This window comes from [Anoxybacillus] calidus (assembly GCF_013760845.1).
GTDB classification, from domain to species: domain Bacteria; phylum Bacillota; class Bacilli; order Bacillales; family Anoxybacillaceae; genus Paranoxybacillus; species Paranoxybacillus calidus.
Window position 1 is genome coordinate 486,901 of the sequence record NZ_JACDUU010000002.1, and the last position, 19,158, is coordinate 506,058.

Annotated in this window: 14 protein-coding genes, 2 pseudogenes and 1 riboswitch; of the genes and pseudogenes, 9 read left to right on the forward strand and 7 right to left on the reverse strand. The window is 37.1% G+C overall.

Annotated elements, in window-relative coordinates:
- Positions 1 to 159: 159 nt before the first annotated feature.
- Positions 160 to 804 carry a PAQR family membrane homeostasis protein TrhA gene (gene trhA / locus HNQ85_RS06655; protein WP_181536958.1) on the reverse strand — a complete coding sequence of 215 codons (645 nt, stop codon included), beginning with the start codon at positions 802 to 804 and terminating at the stop codon, positions 160 to 162.
- A 264-nt stretch (positions 805 to 1,068) separates the two neighbouring features.
- Here trhA and HNQ85_RS06660 point away from each other — a divergent pair, with 264 nt between their 5' ends.
- Together HNQ85_RS06660 and HNQ85_RS06665 are read left to right on the forward strand one after the other, a co-directional pair.
- A complete protein-coding gene (locus tag HNQ85_RS06660; protein ID WP_181536959.1) occupies positions 1,069 to 1,524 on the forward strand; it encodes an OsmC family protein in 456 nt (151 codons plus the stop codon).
- Between the two features lie 244 nt (positions 1,525 to 1,768).
- Positions 1,769 to 2,206, forward strand: a complete 438-nt coding sequence (locus tag HNQ85_RS06665) for a YdcF family protein (RefSeq protein WP_343046491.1) — start codon at positions 1,769 to 1,771, stop codon at positions 2,204 to 2,206.
- A gap of 151 nt (positions 2,207 to 2,357) precedes the next feature.
- Here the strand turns inward: HNQ85_RS06665 and HNQ85_RS06670 are convergent, their stop codons facing one another.
- Both HNQ85_RS06670 and HNQ85_RS06675 read right to left on the reverse strand, forming a co-directional pair.
- Positions 2,358 to 3,749: an amino acid permease gene (locus tag HNQ85_RS06670; RefSeq protein ID WP_181536960.1), complete on the reverse strand. Its 1,392-nt coding sequence runs from the start codon at positions 3,747 to 3,749 to the stop codon at positions 2,358 to 2,360.
- 565 nt (positions 3,750 to 4,314) lie between these two features.
- Complete coding sequence (locus HNQ85_RS06675) at positions 4,315 to 5,388, reverse strand: thermonuclease family protein (RefSeq protein WP_181536961.1); 1,074 nt, start codon at positions 5,386 to 5,388, stop codon at positions 4,315 to 4,317.
- A 319-nt stretch (positions 5,389 to 5,707) separates the two neighbouring features.
- Here HNQ85_RS06675 and HNQ85_RS06680 point away from each other — a divergent pair, with 319 nt between their 5' ends.
- Positions 5,708 to 6,664: a DUF6454 family protein gene (locus HNQ85_RS06680; RefSeq protein WP_181536962.1), complete on the forward strand. Its 957-nt coding sequence runs from the start codon at positions 5,708 to 5,710 to the stop codon at positions 6,662 to 6,664.
- A 553-nt stretch (positions 6,665 to 7,217) separates the two neighbouring features.
- On the opposite strand, the gene HNQ85_RS06685 is transcribed toward HNQ85_RS06680, so the two are convergent.
- Complete coding sequence (locus HNQ85_RS06685) at positions 7,218 to 9,257, reverse strand: molybdopterin oxidoreductase family protein (protein WP_181536963.1); 2,040 nt, start codon at positions 9,255 to 9,257, stop codon at positions 7,218 to 7,220.
- Positions 9,258 to 9,448: 191 nt separating this feature from the next.
- Here HNQ85_RS06685 and HNQ85_RS06690 point away from each other — a divergent pair, with 191 nt between their 5' ends.
- The 3 genes and pseudogenes from HNQ85_RS06690 to HNQ85_RS17560 form a co-directional block, all read left to right on the forward strand.
- Positions 9,449 to 9,901 (forward strand): hypothetical protein, encoded by a 453-nt coding sequence (locus HNQ85_RS06690; protein ID WP_246326794.1) that lies wholly within the window; start codon positions 9,449 to 9,451, stop codon positions 9,899 to 9,901.
- A gap of 1,299 nt (positions 9,902 to 11,200) precedes the next feature.
- Entirely contained in the window at positions 11,201 to 11,800 is a 600-nt protein-coding gene (locus tag HNQ85_RS06695) for an NAD(P)-binding protein (protein WP_181536964.1), read from the forward strand.
- Between the two features lie 436 nt (positions 11,801 to 12,236).
- A pseudogene (locus HNQ85_RS17560) lies at positions 12,237 to 12,410 on the forward strand ((2Fe-2S) ferredoxin domain-containing protein); the annotation flags it as partial.
- A 325-nt stretch (positions 12,411 to 12,735) separates the two neighbouring features.
- Here the strand turns inward: HNQ85_RS17560 and HNQ85_RS18025 are convergent.
- Positions 12,736 to 12,899 (reverse strand): annotated as a pseudogene (locus HNQ85_RS18025) (ABC transporter substrate-binding protein); the annotation flags it as partial.
- Positions 12,900 to 13,052: 153 nt separating this feature from the next.
- Positions 13,053 to 13,158, forward strand: a riboswitch (SAM riboswitch).
- A gap of 105 nt (positions 13,159 to 13,263) precedes the next feature.
- Between HNQ85_RS18025 and HNQ85_RS06700 the strand changes: the two are divergent.
- Entirely contained in the window at positions 13,264 to 14,589 is a 1,326-nt protein-coding gene (locus HNQ85_RS06700) for a Na+/H+ antiporter NhaC family protein (protein ID WP_181537017.1), read from the forward strand.
- Positions 14,590 to 14,915: 326 nt separating this feature from the next.
- On the opposite strand, the gene HNQ85_RS06705 is transcribed toward HNQ85_RS06700, so the two are convergent.
- Positions 14,916 to 15,308, reverse strand: a complete 393-nt coding sequence (locus HNQ85_RS06705) for a VOC family protein (protein WP_181536965.1) — start codon at positions 15,306 to 15,308, stop codon at positions 14,916 to 14,918.
- Between the two features lie 572 nt (positions 15,309 to 15,880).
- The gene (locus HNQ85_RS06710) at positions 15,881 to 16,213 is read right to left on the reverse strand and encodes a thioredoxin family protein (RefSeq protein WP_181536966.1); all 333 of its coding nucleotides are present in this window, start codon (positions 16,211 to 16,213) and stop codon (positions 15,881 to 15,883) included.
- 770 nt (positions 16,214 to 16,983) lie between these two features.
- On the opposite strand from HNQ85_RS06710, the gene HNQ85_RS06715 reads away from it, so the two are divergent.
- Together HNQ85_RS06715 and HNQ85_RS06720 are read left to right on the forward strand one after the other, a co-directional pair.
- A complete protein-coding gene (locus tag HNQ85_RS06715; protein ID WP_181536967.1) occupies positions 16,984 to 18,165 on the forward strand; it encodes an ABC transporter substrate-binding protein in 1,182 nt (393 codons plus the stop codon).
- A 110-nt stretch (positions 18,166 to 18,275) separates the two neighbouring features.
- Positions 18,276 to 19,154, forward strand: coding sequence for a branched-chain amino acid ABC transporter permease (locus HNQ85_RS06720; RefSeq protein WP_181536968.1), 879 nt, complete (start codon positions 18,276 to 18,278; stop codon positions 19,152 to 19,154).
- Positions 19,155 to 19,158 lie beyond the last annotated feature (4 nt).

Below are 19,158 nucleotides of genomic sequence, written 5' to 3' on the forward strand. Positions count from 1 at the left end.
AATGGTGAGTGGTGTTTATCCATCTTGGTGATGATTCGGGATTCATTCCATAAACGAATACAGAAGAGGAGAATGGATAGCTATGAAGTGAAGCTTCAAAATGTTCCGAAGCTTCACTTTGTAATTTAGACATAGATGATTTCTAAACATGTAAATCCATCAAAAAACCGGAAGTAAAAATAAGACTGCGAAGAAATGAGAGGTGGAACCTGCTAATACAAAAAGATGCCAGATGGCATGGTGAAATTTAAACCCTCGCCATACATAAAATATAGCCCCGACTGTATATAATATTCCACCTAATACAAGGAACATTAATCCTTTAGAAGAAAGACTAGCGACTAATGGTTTCCATGCAAACACAATGAGCCATCCCATAACGACATATAAAGTTGTTGAAGTGTATAAAAATCGATTGACAAAAAAACATTTAAAAACAGTGCCTGCAACAGCAAAACCCCAAACGACTCCAAATAATGTCCAACCTATTGCTCCTTTTACCGCTAGAAAAAGAAAAGGAGTATAGGTCCCAGCGATGAAAAAATAAATGGAGGAATGGTCGAAAATCTGAAACAGTTGTTTTACTCTTCCTTCTGGTAGACCATGAACGATTGTAGATGCTAAATATAACATAAGCATTGTGCTGCCAAACAAACTAAAGCTTACAACATGCCACTCACTTCCATAAATCGATGCCATTACAACCAAAATCACGAGGCCCGCTATGCTTAATAATGCTCCAATCCCGTGAGTGATGGAGTTGACGACTTCCTCCATTTTCGTAAACGTATGCGTATTTGCCAAATGGTCCATTCCTTTCCATCAAGAGGTGTTTCCTCTCATTCTAACATATTTATTTTATGGGGAATATCATTAGTGTTTCATTCATTTTAAAATTCATAATTAAAAATGATAATGGATGGCTACAGTTGGTCCCTGCTCAAATCCATAAAGGATGACATTTATGATCAAGACGTGACTTTGAATCTTTTTTCTTTACACCTGATTGTTATTTTTTTATAATTTATTTAATTCTGAAAAATTTATTTCGTTAAAGGAGGAAAGAGTATGGCTAAGTCTTCTACATTATTTAAAGTGTCTGCTACAGGTAAATGGGAATCCGGTGTTAAAACCAATATCTCTATACGAAATTTTCCTACTTTTTCTATGGATGAACCAGCAGAATTAGGAGGGGGTGATACAGCGCCAACTCCACTGGAATATGTAGCTGCAGCTCTGAACGGTTGTAATGGAGTGATGATTCCATTAGTTGCTCAAGAATTAAACTTTACTTTCTCGGGAATTGATTTTGAAACAACAGGCATTATTGATACCCGTGGACTAATGGGGGAAGAGGGCGTTCGCACGCACTTCCAAAAAGTTCGTTTCCAAGTGAATATCGAAACAGAAGAAAGCGAAGAGAGAATTGAGCAGCTGAAAAATGAAGTAGAGAGAAGATGTCCTGTATTGAATCTTTTGCTTGATGCAGGGGTTAAAGTGGATACAAAATGGAGTAAGAAATAATACAATCATCTTAAGAAGCAGGTCAATTGCCGGATTTAAAATAAATAATAAATAGAGTAAGTAAAAGGGATGGGGGCATACCATCCCTTTGTTTTTTCGTGCGCTTAGCTAGGGCTGCTGTTTGATATTAGTCTAGTTATAGACACACAACGAATGGAGCAATGTAGGGGGAGTCATCCTGTTTTAGGCAAACAAATATCCTTAAAAATGGGATGGTCACCATGTTCTGATAATCTCTAAAAATATTTATACAGAAAATTCAAAGATCATGGTAACTGGTGGAGTTCCTAAACAAGGAATTACAGAAGCAGATGCCATGAGCAACTGGTTGATTTCTCAAGGAATTGATAAAGATCGAATTATTCTCGAAAATAAGTTAACAGATACTGTCGAAAATGCCCTTTTCACAACTGCCATCCTTGAAAAAGAGGGAATAAAAGACGTGACGCTTGTAACAAGTGCAAGCCACATGAGAAGAGCGTTAACGGTATTTAAAGAAGCCAGCGATTTTTACGATAAAATGAATGGCAAAAATACGAACAGAAACTTCACCAACGTTGTGTATTTGGACTATCCAACAATCGAGGAAGCACATAAAGTAACAAAAGATGAAATGCTTGTGATCTACCGTGATCTGTTTAGAGTTTCTGGAATTTGGCAATATCCAGGACTTCAAAGATAATCAATGCAATCAAAAAACCTCGGATTCTATTCAATCCGAGGTTTTTGAACACTAATAAAAACATATCACCAACCATCAATGATAACTAGGAATGGCTGTGTTTTCTAGAATACAACCCACGTTTGTCAACGGGCCTTGTAATGTCCAGGTTTCAGAGATTTTGCACCAGACCCTTTTTTTCCTCCTTGTTATATTCACTGCTTTTTTCTCTTTTGTTTTTATTCATAAAAGAGAATGTAGTCAGTAGCACTAATATGACAAGGCAAACAGTAGAACCGATGATATTATTTTTATTAAATATAAAAGAGATGAAGATGATCAATAAAGATACGATTGCCAAAATAGTTGTGTATGGGAACCATTTTACCTGGAAGAAAGGTTTCTCCTTATAATGGGAACGGAGCTTTAGTTGAGCTAAACAAATGCTCATCCATAATAAAAGAATCGTAAAACCAGGTATGGTCATTAAATAGCCAATGACTTGATCTGGAGTCATATAAGCTAAAAATACCCCAAACAAAATACATATTGCTGTTATAATAATACAGTTTATAGGTATTCCTTGTTTGGAAATCTTTAAAAACCTTGTTGGAGCTTCACCGCTTTGAGCCATTGAATATAATGTTCTGGAAGTTGCATAGATCCCAGAGTTTGCTGCTGATAAAACGGCTGTTATAAGAACAAAATTCATGATATGAGCGGCTCCAGGCAGCCCTGTGATGCTGAATACCTGAACAAATGGACTTTCTTCCCCCGTAACTTTATTCCATGGCATTAAACCGCATATAATAAGAATAGGAAGAATATAAAAAAGAATAACTCTCCACATGGTTCCCTTAATTACTTTTGGCAATACCTTCTCTGCATCTTTTGTTTCAGTAACAGCGACACCAATTAACTCTGCCCCGCCATATGAAAACATAACGACTAAAAAGGCACTTAGCATTCCTCCGATTCCATGAGGAAAGAACCCGCCATGTTCCGTGTAGTTAGACAAAGGATCATCAATATTGCTTGGAATGATTCCTAATAAAATACAAAAACCTAGAATAATAAAAGCTGTTAATGCGATAATTTTAATTCCCGCGAACCAAAACTCAATCTCCCCATAGTACTTCACTTGAAACAAGTTAATTCCGACGATTAAGACGGTACAAAGGAAACTTAAAAGCCATAACGGTACGGATGGAAACCAATATTTTAGAAAGCTTCCCGCTGCTAAAATTTCGACAATGGTGACAATAATCCAATTGATCCAATAAAGCCATCCTACGATAAAGGATATATGAAAGCCAAAAGCTTTATATACAAGATGCTGAACGTTTAAGTTGGGATAGACAATGGCCATCTCAGCCAATGCCGTCATCACAATAAATAATAATAGGCCTCCTAATAAGTAAGCAAAAACGACACTTGGCCCCGCTATATTTAAAGTCTCTGAACTTCCTTTAAAAATACCCGTTCCAATCATGCCTGCTAAAGCAATGAACTGGACGTGCCTAGGCAATAAACCTTTCTTTAAATCTTGATGATTTTTTTCCATGTTGCTCCTGCCCTTCTGTCAAAATATTAAATGATGGTTTGTTACAGATAATGATAGTGTTATAAAATTTTAGAAAAATAGGTGAGATAATGACCAAAGGCTGTTAAGATGAAAGCGGCTTTTTCATTTTCATAAATTTCCTTTCTAAACTTTTTTACTTAAACGCTTTTACGCTTTTATGCTTTTATGTAGTTAAGTGTAAAAGATGTTTTTAGAATATAATAGTGTCCTTCTGTTTGTCAAGAGCGTGTCGCCAAACTCATAGAGATTGATAGCTTGGGAATCATGTGGATCAGAAAGTTAAATAAAAAGGGGAATGTGTAGAGAAAATAAACTGGTGTTATCTGATTGTGTTTATGGAGATCGAATCGTACCTTCCTTATTTCTTCAATTGACGTTCTAGATCAGTTGAAGATAAAATGATAAAATAATCCATCTACCAATAAAGCTAATGTAGAGGGTTAAAAATAATAAATAAATGAGGAAATAGTGAAGGCGACCTTGTCATTCTAATCAGGATGATCAAGGTCGCTTACTGTTGCTATAATTTAGGCTTATTTTCTAATTAGTTGTTAGAAGCTCCTTTGGTCGGTGTTGAATCCATCGTAGCAGACCAGCTTCCTCCGTCTGGCATCCGTACCCAAGACTTATCTGCAACAGAAGAAGAGTAGTGATACTGATCAATAATGGTTCCATCCGGGGATTTTAAAGTCACATCGTCTCCGGAATTATTGTAATATGCAGTAGTTTCCCATACAAAGTATCCTTTTGCAGGGATGGTCGTTCCATTTGGAATGGTATAAGGAGAAGAACCCCCATTGACAATATCATCAATGATATAGCCAGATAAATCAACGGGAGAATCTGTTGGGTTATAGATTTCTACAAACTCTTTCGGATAGATAGTTCCGGATGCAGGTAGAACCTCATTAATCACAAGATCACTAGAGACTGTAGAACCTTCTTTTGTATATCCAGCAGAAAGAGCATCCGATTCCGTAAAGAAAAACACACGCTTTTCAATCGGGATTTGTGTATAGTCGTTTGGTACAACATATTTATGGGTGAAGAAATCCCCTACATACTTGTCTTGAGATTGTCCTGAGACGCGGTCACGAAACTCAAAAGGAAGTTCCGGAATGGGATTGGATGGATTCCACATTCCCCGACCGTTCTGTTTTGCTTCAAGATAAGCTTGCTGATACTCTTCGAAATGAAGCATATTTGGCCAGATGTAGTAAGTCACGGCATGTCCTTGACGAACCATTTCTTTATTGATATCTAATGAGCCTTTATGGATATGAGCGAGTAAACGGCCATAAGCATCTGTTTCCTCTACATCCGTCTCAATCGTTACACGGGTTCCGGATGGAAGGAGTTGATTAAGATAGTTCTTTGCCGTGGTTCCCCAAGGCTCTTGAGCTTGTCCTTGATAGTTGGTTTCAGGAGTATCGATGGAAAGCATTCTTACCTTGTTCGTCCCTTGGATCGTTTCTTTGAGATAAACCGTGTCGCCATCTACTACCCGATCAATAGTAGCCGTGTAAGTAGCAGCAGATGAAGTGTGCGGGAAAAGCCCCAAAAGCGGAATAAGAGTAACAACGACAGGTAAAGCTAGAGAAAAAAATCGTTTCTTCATTGCAATTCCTCCTTTAATCATAAAATCTACTTTCATTAGACCATAATATTGTTTGAGTATTATAAATTTTAAGTTTATATATTGTAAATTTTTGTAATAAAAAAATGATAATCCTTGTAGAAGCACAGTTTTTAAGGAATGATGAAAATTGATTCATATATAAAATGAAAATTCTCTCAAGTGCATTTTTCTTTACGATGTAAACTTCATTTAAAATTTCTGTAAAAGTTACAGGGAAAGGCTTTTTGCATGATTCGGGAAAAAATAAAATGGAATTGAAAAAGGGAAAATTTTTATACTGAATAGGAGGATCATCATCGTGAGAAAAATTGTATTCACCGTTACCGCAACACTTTTAATTGGTGTCGCATCCACAGCTCTAGCAATGCATCAATCGAACAGTATCAGTGCAAAAGAGCAAATACTAGATGATCAGTTCCAGCAGCTTTCCCGTAACACGAAGTGGCAGCAAAAAGAAAAGATTCATCTACAATTTAATGCCTATCACCCACAAGGAATGACTCGAATCGGAGACCTCTATTATATGTCCTCTGTGGAAATCATCGAAAAACCAGTGAAGTATGACCAGCCTCGAGATGGATATGATCGCACTCCAGGAAAAGGAGTCGGCCACTTGTTTGTCTTTAACAAAGAAGGTAAACTACTGAAAGACATCCAGCTTGGTGAAGGGATGATATATCATCCGGGCGGCATAGCTTTCGACGGCAAATACATCTGGGTTCCTGTGGCCGAATATCGCCCTAACAGCCACTCCATTATCTACAAAGTTAATTATGAGACTATGAAAGTAGAAGAAGCATTCCGGGTCAATGACCATATTGGCGGAATGGTTCATGACGCCCAAAGTGGAAAACTTATTGGAGTGAGCTGGGGTTCGCGTAAATTCTATGAGTGGGATGAAAAAGGTCAACAGATGCGTGTAAAAGTAAACTCCAGTCACTTTATCGATTATCAAGATTGTGAAGGCGTGGGACAAGGTAAAATGGTTTGCGGTGGTATTTCTGAACTTCCAAACCCTGCAACTGAATATACTAAGCCTTACGAGCTAGGAGGATTAGCATTGATTGATATGAAAAAATTGAATACGATTCATGAAGTGCCATTCATGGAGTTTTCTCCACAAGGACATGTCATGACCCGTAATCCAGTGTTTCTGGAGAATGCTGGTGATGAGCTGCGACTTTACGCTGTGCCGGATGACGATGATGCATACTTGTTAGTGTATGAAACAACCAACCTTAATTATAAGAAGTAGGATCTGGTAGAGGTTTTGATTATGATATAGAAAAAAGAGCTATTCTTCCCAAAAGGGAAGAATAGCTCTTCTTTTGAAATGACCTCTCTAAGAAACTCGACTCTCTTACTACTTCATGGAAAGCCTCATCATTCAGAATTGAGGAGCATAATTAAATTTTGTTCAACGATCGGGTGTTTGGTTGAAGAAGAGATTGTATAAAACCCCGTTTTTTATGCAGGATTTCTTCAGATTATAAAGTCCTCCATAAACGATAAATTCATGTGCAGTAATAAAAAGGTAAAAACTGTTCCATTAACGAGCTATTTAATTGAATAAGGGGCTGCATACCCCCCATTTTTTTATGCAGCAGTTAGAAAGCTTTATCTGCTGAACCATTTCCTTGCTTGCCGCTTCGCAACCCATGTCCGCAGACACTCCATGTCAGCCACAAACACACAGGGGGGAAGGATATTTTAATGGGAAAATAGTAAAAACATACTCGTTAATGAATTACAAATATTTATTCAATATTCAGATTACTTGTCTAAAAATATAATTAACTATCTCAATCCTAAAGTTTCTCTACGTCTACACGACCAGAAAAGAAAGTCGCTCCATTGCCCATATCGGCAACTCGGTCAGGAGTAAGAGAATTTACCAGATGTTTCGTACCTGGGGAATGGGCCCAGAGACCTTGAGTGACAACGACACCTGGAAGTACGTTTTCTCCAACAGAAACCTTCAATACACATTCTCCTCGATTGTTCCACACTCGGACTTGATCTCCATCCATAATACCTTTCGATAAAGCATCTTTAATATTCATATGCAAACGTGGTTCTTTTTCAAAAGAAATATGTTTTTCATTATTTGAAAAGGTTGTGTTTAAAAAATTATGGTTAGGACCAGGCACAAACAAAAATGGAAAGTCTCCATCGTTTACAAGTGGTGTATAGGTTGGTAAAGGAGGGTAGCCATCTTGTTCCATCTTCCTTGAATAAAGTTCAATTTTTCCACTAGGTGTTGGTAGTTTTCCTGGCAACAATGGTTTTACATTTGCTTTTACATACTGCTTTTTAACCAATGTTTCATAATCGATTCCTTCAAGGTAAGGATTGTTTGGGTTATCAAGGGCTTGCGAAATCATTTCTTCTTCTGTCTCATATAAACACTGATCCTCAAAGCCCATTTTTTTCGCAAGCAATTGGAACACTTCGACATTTGATTTGGACTCTCCATATCGTTCAATAACTGGCTGCTGAATTTGAACATAATGGTGCCAGTATGATGTATACAGATCTGTATTTTCGAATGAAGATGTTGCAGGAAGTACAATATCTGCGTATTTTGCTGTTTCTGTCAAAAATAGGTCATGCACGACGACAAAGAGATCTTCCCTTGCCAGTCCTTTTCTTACTTTATTGCTATCCGGTGCGACAACCGCAGGGTTTGTACCGTACACGAATAATGATTTTATCGGTGGGTTTAATTCCAATAATGCCTGGCCAAGCAGGTTCATATTTATGATGCGTGTATGTTTATTTTGCAATAAATCCGGGCGTTGCAAGTTCTTTGTATTAAGGGCCAAATAACTACTATTTGACTTGATGGCCCCGCCGCCTTTTACAAGCCATTGTCCTGTCAGGGCAGGAAGACAGGCAATTGTACGAATACACATGCCCCCATTATCATGATGCTGTAGCCCATTTCCGATTCGAATAAACGAAGGCGTGATTTGGCCATACATCCTGGCTAATTTATAAATATCTTCAACTGGAACACCTGTTATTCCAGAAACAGTGATGGGATCGTACTGGACAACATGCTCACGCAACTCTTCATGTCCGACTGTATATTGCTGCAAGAAATCGTTGTCTACCATGTTTTCGGCAAATAAAATATGCATCATGCCCAGAGCGAGAGCAGCGTCGGTACCCGGCAATATTGGAATGAACCAATCTGCGAATTGGCCGGTTTGATTTTTATGTACATCAATAACAATAATCTTTGCTCCATTTTTTCGGGCTTTTTGGGCAAGTACAACCTGATGCATGTTTGTGCTTACAGCATTGATTCCCCAGAAGATAATTAATTTCGAATGTATCGTATCTTCCGGGTCTATTCCAAAGCCGCCTCCCATTGTATATTTAAGCCCTTCCGATCCAGCTGACGAACAAATGGACCGATCCAGCAGGGAGGCACCCAACCGATGAAAAAACCGCCGGTCCATTCCTTCGGCGCTGAGTCTTCCCATGTTGCCATAAAAGCTATACGGAAGAATGCTTTCAGGTCCATCTGTTTGGATCAGCTCTTTCCATTTGGCAGCAATTGTCTCAATCGCTTCGTCCCAGCTTATCGGCTCAAATTTCCCTTCCCCTTTAGCTCCCGTACGTTTCATTGGATATTTTAAGCGCTTTGGATCGTAAATTCTTTCAGTCATATTCCGTACTTTATTGCATATATTTCCCTTTGTCACAGGGTGATTCGGATCTCCCTGTATTTTCACCATTTTTCCATCTTGTTTATGTACTAGTAACCCACATTGATCGGGGCAATCCAATGAACAAACGGATGGAAATACACCTGTTGGCTTGTTCACAAATGAGTTCATATATAGGCTCCTTTTATCATTAGATTATATCATAATACTATTTTATAAATTTAAAACATTAATAAAATGACTATATTGATGTTGATGGTTAATATGATAAAATAATTCGAAAATTAAGGCAATCAGCAAAGGGGGATGGGGTAATGTGTAAAATTATATGATTTAGGATATTGTAAACGGGAGGTGCGTACATGCATAAAAGGTTGTTTTTATTACTACTTATTATTCTACTTACTCTCATGGGTTGTTCGAACAATAGGATAGTTGGGGAAAAACCGCCAAAAACCTTGATTAAAATAGGAAACGAAACGTATGAAACCACGCTGGGCAGTTATTGCTGGAAAGGGAGATGTGTTGATACGGCTGGACCAGTTGAACTATTAGAAGGCAAAAAACCTATAAAAGTAAGACCAGGTGAAGATGTAACGTTCGTGATGGAATATGAACCAAAACCAAATAAATTCCATATTGTACAGTTAAAAGAGAATAGAGAAACTGAAGTGGTAGTGGAAGATAATCGTTTTGTCGCACCTATAGAAAAAGGGACCTATTATTATTCATACGGAGTATGGTGGATGGATGAAAATGAAGCGAACTTCTCCCATGGTGATGCCTTCTATGCTTTCGCCTTAGAAGTAAATTAGTAAATAGAACGTAATTTTATTTCACTAAGGGCGCCATTCTTAAATAAGAGGGCGTCTTTTTACATTTGGTCCAGATTGTGGGATAAAAGAAAGGAATTGGTGAGAAAAAATTAAAGTTAATAGTCATGTTATGAGCTTTTCATCAAACGTGTCAGAATAGTTATATAAAACATAAATTACCTATCAACAAGGTTGTTATATTCTGAGATAATCAGGATATGTAATATTGAATACCTACGGTGGAGACAAAATGAAGAAATATATATCGTCAAACCGAATATCCATTACGTTTTATACTTTATTTATAGTAGGCACGTTCGACCACAAAATGAGTTTTCCAAGGAGTAATACAGAAGCACAAAAGAGTTTTCTAGCATTATGTGAACTTTTGGATCCTCACTTTGAAGAAGGAAATTATTGTGAATTATATATTTGTTGGGTTGGTGATGAAAAAGAAGAGAGAAATAAAGAATTAGACCAAATCATAAATCTAAACAATTTTGACATCAATAACATTCAAATATATGAGAAAACACTATTGGTAATTAAAAAATAGTTGTACAAACCCCTGTGAAAATTTAACAGGAACAATATCTGAAAAAGGCTCTATCTGGTTATAAATGGTTAAGTAATCATGAACTTTTTACCTCTCAGACCCTAATTTAAACTTCGTTACTACTTAATATCAAATTGAGGGTGTCTCATAAACGCTTAGATAAATATCAAAGCTCTCGAAACACTAAATTAAGAATTTAATTAGGTTCTAGCGCTTTTATCTTTTAGTCTTCATTTATTAAAGTCATCTTTATATCAGTATGTCCAAGTTTTATAGATTTTTGGCACTAGTACCAAAGCATGAACCTAGGGTACTACCACAATATGTGCTTGACATAAAAACAGAATAGACTGTATATTTTAACATTATAAAATTATTATAAAATTTATTGCGTCATACTCAATGGTTAAGGCTTATGCCCCCTCGTATATGGATGATGAAAGAGATGATAATACCGAATGGAGTTTTAGTCATCTGCATTGCTTCAAGAATCATACCCGTTCGAAAAGGTAGAATCATGCTAGGCGAGTCCCAGCTTTGACGAAGGGCTAGAAATCGTGGCAGCACACGATTATGATTAAGTATTTGTCGTTCTTACTTTTTACTGATTTATTAATGAAAGGAATGGAGCGGACATCGCGTCAGCTGTAAAACGATACTTTTATTCTTTGTACATATCTAGAATATCTTTTGTAAAAGGTGCTGGAAGAGCGAGTTCAAGAAAAAGATAAGGAGTTCAAATCATGTATCCTATTTCAGTACGTATGCAAGGTAAAAAAGTAGTGGTAGCAGGAGGAGGAAAAGTAGCATCCTTTAAGGTTGCTTTATTGTTAGAAGAAGGGGCAGACGTTACTGTAGTCAGTCCGGAAGCCGTAAATGAAATCAGGCAATGGGCGGAAAAAGGGAAATTAAAATGGATCAGTAGACAAATTGAAATAAGTGATTGTGAAGATGCCTTTCTTATCATTGCTGCAACAGATAATCCGGAACTAAACGAGAAACTGGCACAAAACGCCAAGCCTAATCAATTGGTAAATGTGATTACAAATCCCGAAAAAGGGAACGTTCATTTCCCTGCAGCATTAAAGCGCGGTAAACTGCTGATAGCAGTATCAACAGAAGGAGCCAGTCCGAAGCTGGCGAAGAAAATTCGAAACGACCTTGCCAAGCTGTATGATGATTCATATGAAGAATATCTAGAGTTTCTGAATGAATGTCGGGTTCTAATTAAATCAAAGGGATTAGAAAAAGCTGCAAAGAATAAACTGTTGCTGGAAATTTTGCAGGATGAGTTCCGAGAATCGGAAGAAAAACGCAGGAAATTTTTGGAGAGTTTAAATTAATCTATTTTACAAATCTAGTAAACCATTTTATAGTCAGCCCCTTTAATTATTGTGAAAAAACCTTAGCGTCGGTGTTATCTCAACTTGAACTTTTCGGTGATTTCTCATGCCAAGTTCCCTGCTTGCCATTGCCTCGCACAAGAGTCAGGAGACCGACTTTGTCCTAGACACTTCAGTAAACCTACGGGCCTATAGGTGGAAGTGCTGATTGAATACAATACTTTGTAGTTTTGTATGTATTTATTCTGCACCCCTATTTAGTAGGGGGGTTTTTCATAGTGAGCAATTTTGGAGAAAATCTAGCTCCAGCGTCCAGCCTCTCGATGTCAAATAACCTTCCCAGCATAAAGACAAAAAGCGCCTTTAGTGGTGAAAAATATTTACCTGTTGGGACTAAGCTTGGTGCTTGCGCTTTTCTATAAAAAGATAGGGAGAGTTGACTACTTGGAATTTAAAAGGAACGAAGCATCACGTTTTAATTTGTAACGGAAGCAGTTGTATGCGAAAGGGAGGAGAAGAGGTTACACAGGCTATTCGTAATGAAATTACCAATTTGGATTTGGACACGGTTATACATACGACAAGAACCCGCCGTAATGGACGATGCAAGGTTTGCAGTACCTAAAAGCAAAGATGAGTTGTTCCAGAGAATAAGATCCGATATTAAAAAGTTCTATCATCCTAAAGAAATCTGTAAACATGTCATATTGTGATGGCTATGGTATTACCTTCTTTCTTACTTTGTTATATATCGTCTAATTATGATCAATGAAGTAATGATGTTTGATGATGAATGCTACCTGGTGATACCTAAAAAAGTGACAGATGAAGAGGTATATTGCTTTCATCTGTCATTTTTATTTACTTATTTGCTTTTGGTAGTCATATCATATTATGAAACGATAGAATAGGTTTCAACCATTTGCACTCGATCGTTATTTCTTGAATTTTTCTGGGGATAGCCCTTCATCTAGTGTCTTTAATGCAAGTGGTGCACGAATTCCTTCTACTGCTGCTGAAAAAGGAAGGATATAAATCGCTTGTTTTTAATAGCAGGAACATCAGCAAGTTTCTTTTTAGAAAGCAATAAATCTTGTTTCTGTTTGACTGTTGTATCTCTATTATCATGTTAATAAGAGATTGGTATTTATTAAAAAATTTTTAAAAATAAGACATTCTCAAGGTGTATTGCGTAACCGATGAATATGTTGTAATCTTTTATCTGTTTTACAACGAAATACAACTTTCCATCTTCTTATCTAGAGAGGCGGAGGGACTGGCCCGAAGAAGCCTCGGCAGCGGACTCGGTTTCGAGTGCTGTGCCAAATCCAGCAAGCATCGTGCTTGGAAGATAAGAAGGGTCTCTTATATAGATATGTATAAGGCCTCTTCTTATGTTCGGAGAAGAAGGGGCTTTTGCTATGTGGAAAGGATCTTCGAAAAATACAAGAAATGAGGTTGAGGTGGAATTGAAAAAAGGAAATCCATTTGCGTTATTTCCGTTTGTTGTTTTTTTAGTGTTGTTCATTGGTGCAGGAGTAGTTACGGGTGATTTTTATAAGTTTCCAGTCATTGTAGCGATTTTGTTTGCGGCCAGTATTTCGGTGATGATGAATCGAAAAGAGTCCTTAACGAAAAAGGTGGAAGTGTTCACAAAAGGGGCTGGAAATGCCGATGTTATGTTAATGGTCCTTATTTTCTTATTAGCAGGGGCATTTTCGGAAGTAACCAAAGAAATGGGGGCTGTAGAATCAACGGTCAACTTAGCCCTTTCCATTATCCCGCAAAATTTATTAATCGTCGGTTTGTTTGTTATTGGTTGTTTTATCTCCCTTTCGATGGGAACTTCGATGGGAACCATTGTAGCATTAGCACCGATTGGAGTCGGAATTAGCGAACAAACCGATATTTCTATGGCATTATCGATGGCCGCTGTTATTGGTGGTGCCATGTTTGGAGATAACTTATCTTTTATTTCTGATACAACGATTGCGGCAGTACGAACACAAAATACAAAAATGAAAGACAAGTTTAAGGTGAACTTTTTCATTGTTTTACCAGCAGCCTTGATCACGATCGTTCTTTTCTGGATATTTACTGCTGGAGAGCAAGCGGAAATTACAAATCAATCTTTTAACTGGGTGAAAATTTTACCTTACCTTGGTGTATTAGTGACATCATTAATGGGTGTCAATGTACTAGTCGTGTTAGCAGGCGGTATTTTATTAGCAGGAATCATCGGTCTTCTTGATGGAAGCTATAATGCAATGGGCCTCATTCAAGCTATCGGTGATGGGATCGCTGGAATGCAGGAATTGTCACTGCTTTCCATTTTAATTTCCGGTTTGGTGGAAGTCATTAAATATAACGGTGGAATTGATTATTTACTTCAATTAGTTACAAGAAATGTAAAGTCGAATAAAGGAGCGCAATTCGGTATCGCAGGATTAGTGAGCTTAACAAACCTTTCAACAGCAAACAATACGATTTCCATATTAATTGCTGGTCCACTTGCGAAAAACATTGCCGATCAATATAACATTGATCCACGTAAATCTGCTAGCTTATTAGATATTTTCTCTTGCTGTTTCCAAGGGCTCATCCCATACGGTGCGCAAATTCTATTGGCAGCAGGTGTTGCTTCCATTTCACCATTAAGTATTTTGCAGTATTCGTTCTATCCATTCTTAATTGGGGTTTGTGGTATGATTGCGATAGTGATTGACTACCCAAAATTTAAAACGCCAAAAGAAGTGAAGGCAAACTTTGAAGCGAATAAAGCGGTATAAAGAGAAAAGGTCTCATTCATTTATCAAGATCTAAAATCTAAAAATCCTTGAAAAAATAAAGGTAAGCGTTTAATATGTTAGCTTACCTTTATTTTTCTTATTCTACTAATGCCTCTCGTTAAACAACAAAAATAAATCCTTTTCACACAGTACAAATCTTAGCTTAAAAGTCTTCTTGCATTGACAATAAAGTGATTTAATTTCGATCTTATAAACACAGCTACCACCATTCAAGCTTTCAGAACGGTTGTAAAATAGTTGTTTAATTTAATTTTCTCGAATTCAACAACAATGAAGTCGTTTAAGAATTGGACGTCAACGAACCGTTAGCTTTTTGCAAGGTTTAATTGCCATGAAACACCATATTTATCTTCAACCCAACCAAACTTTTCACTAAATGGATAAGCAGTTAATGGCATTAGAACGTTTCCATCTTGCGATAACTGTTCAAAAACTCTATTTATTTCTTCTTCGGTATCACATGTTACAAACAGTGACATTGCAGGAGTAAAAGGAAGCTCCTGCTTGTTGCTATTATCAATAGCCATAAACGTTTGTCCTTTTAATGTGAATGTAGCATATAATACGGTTCCATCTTCATGATGAAAAACACTATTTATTTTGGATTGGTCAAATACAGAGGTGTAAAAATTCATTGCCTCTTCAGCTTTGTCATTGAACATTAAACACGTAGTGATTTTTTGATTTGAATTTCCCACTTAAAACCAGCTCCTTTTATTAAAATTTATCAGGAAAGCAAATGATCACATCATTTACATCTGCTCTTTTGCTTTCAATGATGTTCGGTTGATGACTGAAAAATAACATAAGATGTTTCGACTTTTGAACAAAAAAGCAAGAGATGAAGCAATGAGTGAAAAAGTCATGAAATTGTTTCGAGAGAGTATTCCGTTATGCAATCGATGAAGTGATCAACACCGACAAGATATCATTTTATTGTTGATAGAGCATGGAGATTTAACGATGAATGAAATGATCGAATGCTACACCTACCATTCTCATTATTTGAGGATTTTGAATGCGGCAGGGTTAGTAAAAGTTGAACAAAAAGGAACAGAACGTGCTGTTATTTACATTTGTTTGATTATGCAATCTAACTGCTTAAGCATCTCATTCACTCTACACATAAGCCGATCGAATCGTTCGATCGGCTTATGTGTATATTCATATATCAAAGACTCAACGCATGAATACATTCACATTCGTGAAGAGCATTTCATTCATAACCTCAGCCTAAAATCGTGCTGATCATCACTTAAACAAGTCACGATTACTCCGTTAAAAAATAAATTTTCTCCACTTTCTCTTTAAACTGTTCAATATGAACAAATCTTGCTTCTCGTAAAACTTCTTTTCCATCGACATATAAAATCAAAACAGGGGCGGTAAATATGGAAAGGTGACCTGCTATGTTCGGGACATTATCGACGGTGATAAAAGCGATTTGAATCTTTGGAAATTCAGCCATGACTTCTTTCACTTTTGGCAATAAAGCATGACAAACACTGCAATTTGTTTTCGATATGTATAAAAATGCTAAACGATGATTGTTTACGAACTGCTCGACTTCTTCTATTGAAAATAGTTCATTCTTTGTACTCAAAGTTCATTTCGTCTCCTTCCATGATGATTTTCATCAATTATACCATAGGAAGTTGCAAGAATTTTTGCGGATGATATTGCGAAATGTCCGCTCAGACGAGGTAGGGGGAAATTTAGAAAGGGTCTAATATCAATGTGATCATGCGTCAACTACAATATGTAGATGTTTTCATTGTATCGGCTCGCTAAATGATACTGGATTTAATCTCTTGTATCAGCAGTACTTATCAACGAGAATTTGTTCATATTCGGCAGCATTTTATTAAAATTATCCAAAAATTATCTAGACTCAAAAAATGCTGCAGGTAAAACTTTAAATATGCTACAAAAGGTATCATCGATGAAGATCAAAAATGGTTCAAAAATGAACAGTTTTTATTCACAAATTATCTCTAAAAAGTAAATTATTTTTTATTATAATACTTTCTAATTAAATAACCAAAAAAATAATAGTGGATAAAGAACGATGCAAGACAATCGAAGTAGGAGAAAAATAGAGGACATTCAAACTCATTATATGTAGTTTGGTTATTTAATCAGTATAGAAATGACATATGCATTCGAAGTCATTAGTAATTTTAAATAAAGTATAATATTTATTTTTTACTATACATCTAGACGAGGAGGTTAAATTTTTGTAAAATTACATTGATTAAGAAAAATATTATTATTTAGATTTTTTAGAAAACAATCGAAAGGATGTGGATAAGTGTAAAGCTAGCTGTAGTTAGTCAACGAGTTTACCAAATTTTTTATTATGGGGGGTAAATTATGAAGAAGAAAAAATTAGCTGGAGTTTTTTTATCGCTTATGTTAACAGCCGGTTTGATGGCGGGATGTAAAGGTGGAGCTCAAAATACTGGTTCATCAGGCGATGGAGGCGGCGATACCATTAAAATCGGTGCTAACCTTGAATTGTCTGGTGGAGTAGCTTCATATGGACAATCCATTGCTGAAGGTTTGGAACTTGCGTTCGAGGAAATTAATAAAGAAGGTATTAATGGAAAAGAATTGGAACTTGTGAAAGTAGATAATAAATCTGAAGCAGCAGAAGCAACAAACGGTGCGATTAAACTGATTAGCCAGGACCAAGTCAGTGCGATTGTAGGGGCAGCAACAAGTACAAATACGCTCGCTCAGGTTCAAGTTGCACAGGATAACAAAGTCCCGTTAATTACACCTACTGGAACGAATCCTACTATTACAAATAAAGACGGCAAAGTAAATGACTTTGTATTCCGTACATGTTTTATTGATCCTTTCCAAGGAACGGTAGCAGCTAAGTTTGCTCTTGATGAATTGAAAGTAAAAAGTGCAGCAGTACTTATTGATACTGCAAGTGATTATTCCAAAGGACTTGCTTCAGCATTTAAGAAATCCTTTGAGGAAAACGGCGGTAAGATTGTAGCGGAGGAAGCATATGTTGCAAAAGACACAGATTTCCGTGCGACTCTTACGCGTATTAAATCTGCGAATCCTCAATTTATCTTCTTGCCTGGTTATTATGAAGAAGTCGGTCTTATTGTCAAACAGGCACGTGAACTTGGTATTAATGTTCCTATTATGGGTGGTGACGGCTGGGATTCTCCAACACTGGTCGAAATTGCCGGAAAAGAAGCTTTAAACAATACATTTATTACAAATCACTATTCTGCTAATGATCCAGATTCCAAAATTCAGGAGTTCGTCAAAGCGTTCAAGGCAAAATACAACAAAACTCCAGATGGATTTGCAGCGCTTGGATATGATACCGCATATTTCCTTGCTGATGCCATCAAACGCGCAGGAGATGCAGATCCGGAGAAAATTAAAGAAGCTCTTGCTCAAACGAAAGATCTCGCCCTTGTATCAGGTGTATTGACGCTTGATAAGAAGCATGATCCGGTCAAATCCGCAACGATTCTTGAATATAAAAATGGTGAGCAGCAATTTAAAACAAAAGTAAATCCATAATACCATCATCATGGTATCAGTCGAATAGGGGGCATGTCCCCCTATTTGGGGTTTTAACAGCATTAAATCTTTAAAATAAAATAACAGTCCTTATTAAGGAGAGTGCGAATATGGAACTCATTCAACAGCTAGTTAACGGAATCTCTCTTGGCAGCATATATGCACTGATCGCTCTCGGATATACGATGGTGTACGGAATTGTCAGGCTCATCAATTTTGCTCATGGCGACGTGTTTATGATAGGGGCATTTGTAGGATTTTATGCGATTACAGGTTTACATCTAGGATTCTTCTCAGCGCTTCTATTAGCCATGGCTGTATGTTCTTTATTAGGCGTATTGATTGAAAGAATTGCTTATAAGCCTTTGAGAAACGCCACAAAAATTGCAGCTCTCATCACTGCAATCGGAGTTTCGCTTTTGATTGAATACGGGGTGATCTATATTCGGGGGGCTCAGCCAGAAGCATATCCTGGGACAATACTCCCAGATAAAAAAATTGAACTATTTGGTGTGACAATCAGCAGTCAGTCCATATTAATACTTTGTACTTCCATTGTATTGATGATTCTTCTTCAGTTAATCGTTCATAAAACGAAAATAGGGAAAGCCATGCGTGCCGTTTCTCATGATGCTGAAGCAGCTCGATTAATGGGGATCAATGTGGATCATACAATATCCGCAACCTTTGCAATAGGATCTGCTCTAGCGGGTGCTGCGGGTGTTATCTTCGGTATTTACTATATTAAAATTGAACCTCTTATGGGGATTATTCCAGGTTTAAAAGCCTTCGTAGCGGCAGTATTTGGTGGTATCGGTATTATTCCAGGTGCTATGGTCGGCGGTCTTGCACTTGGTGTGATTGAAGCATTAGTAAGCGGACTGGGTTATTCTCTCTGGCGTGACGGAGTGGCTTTTATCGTTCTTATACTTATTCTTATTTTCAGACCATCAGGACTATTTGGCAAAAACGTAAGAGAAAAAGTATAAGGAG

Excerpts from the sequence above, each read along its gene's own strand:
- HNQ85_RS06720 (WP_181536968.1), top strand. The coding sequence starts at position 18,276 with ATGGAACTCATTCAACAGCTAGTTAACGGAATCTCTCTTGGCAGCATA.
- HNQ85_RS06660 (WP_181536959.1), top strand. The coding sequence starts at position 1,069 with ATGGCTAAGTCTTCTACATTATTTAAAGTGTCTGCTACAGGTAAATGG.
- HNQ85_RS06685 (WP_181536963.1), bottom strand. The coding sequence starts at position 9,257 with ATGAACTCATTTGTGAACAAGCCAACAGGTGTATTTCCATCCGTTTGT.
- HNQ85_RS06670 (WP_181536960.1), bottom strand. The coding sequence starts at position 3,749 with ATGGAAAAAAATCATCAAGATTTAAAGAAAGGTTTATTGCCTAGGCAC.
- HNQ85_RS06715 (WP_181536967.1), top strand. The coding sequence starts at position 16,984 with ATGAAGAAGAAAAAATTAGCTGGAGTTTTTTTATCGCTTATGTTAACA.
- HNQ85_RS06690 (WP_246326794.1), top strand. The coding sequence starts at position 9,449 with ATGCATAAAAGGTTGTTTTTATTACTACTTATTATTCTACTTACTCTC.
- HNQ85_RS06675 (WP_181536961.1), bottom strand. The coding sequence starts at position 5,388 with ATGAAGAAACGATTTTTTTCTCTAGCTTTACCTGTCGTTGTTACTCTT.
- HNQ85_RS06695 (WP_181536964.1), top strand. The coding sequence starts at position 11,201 with ATGTATCCTATTTCAGTACGTATGCAAGGTAAAAAAGTAGTGGTAGCA.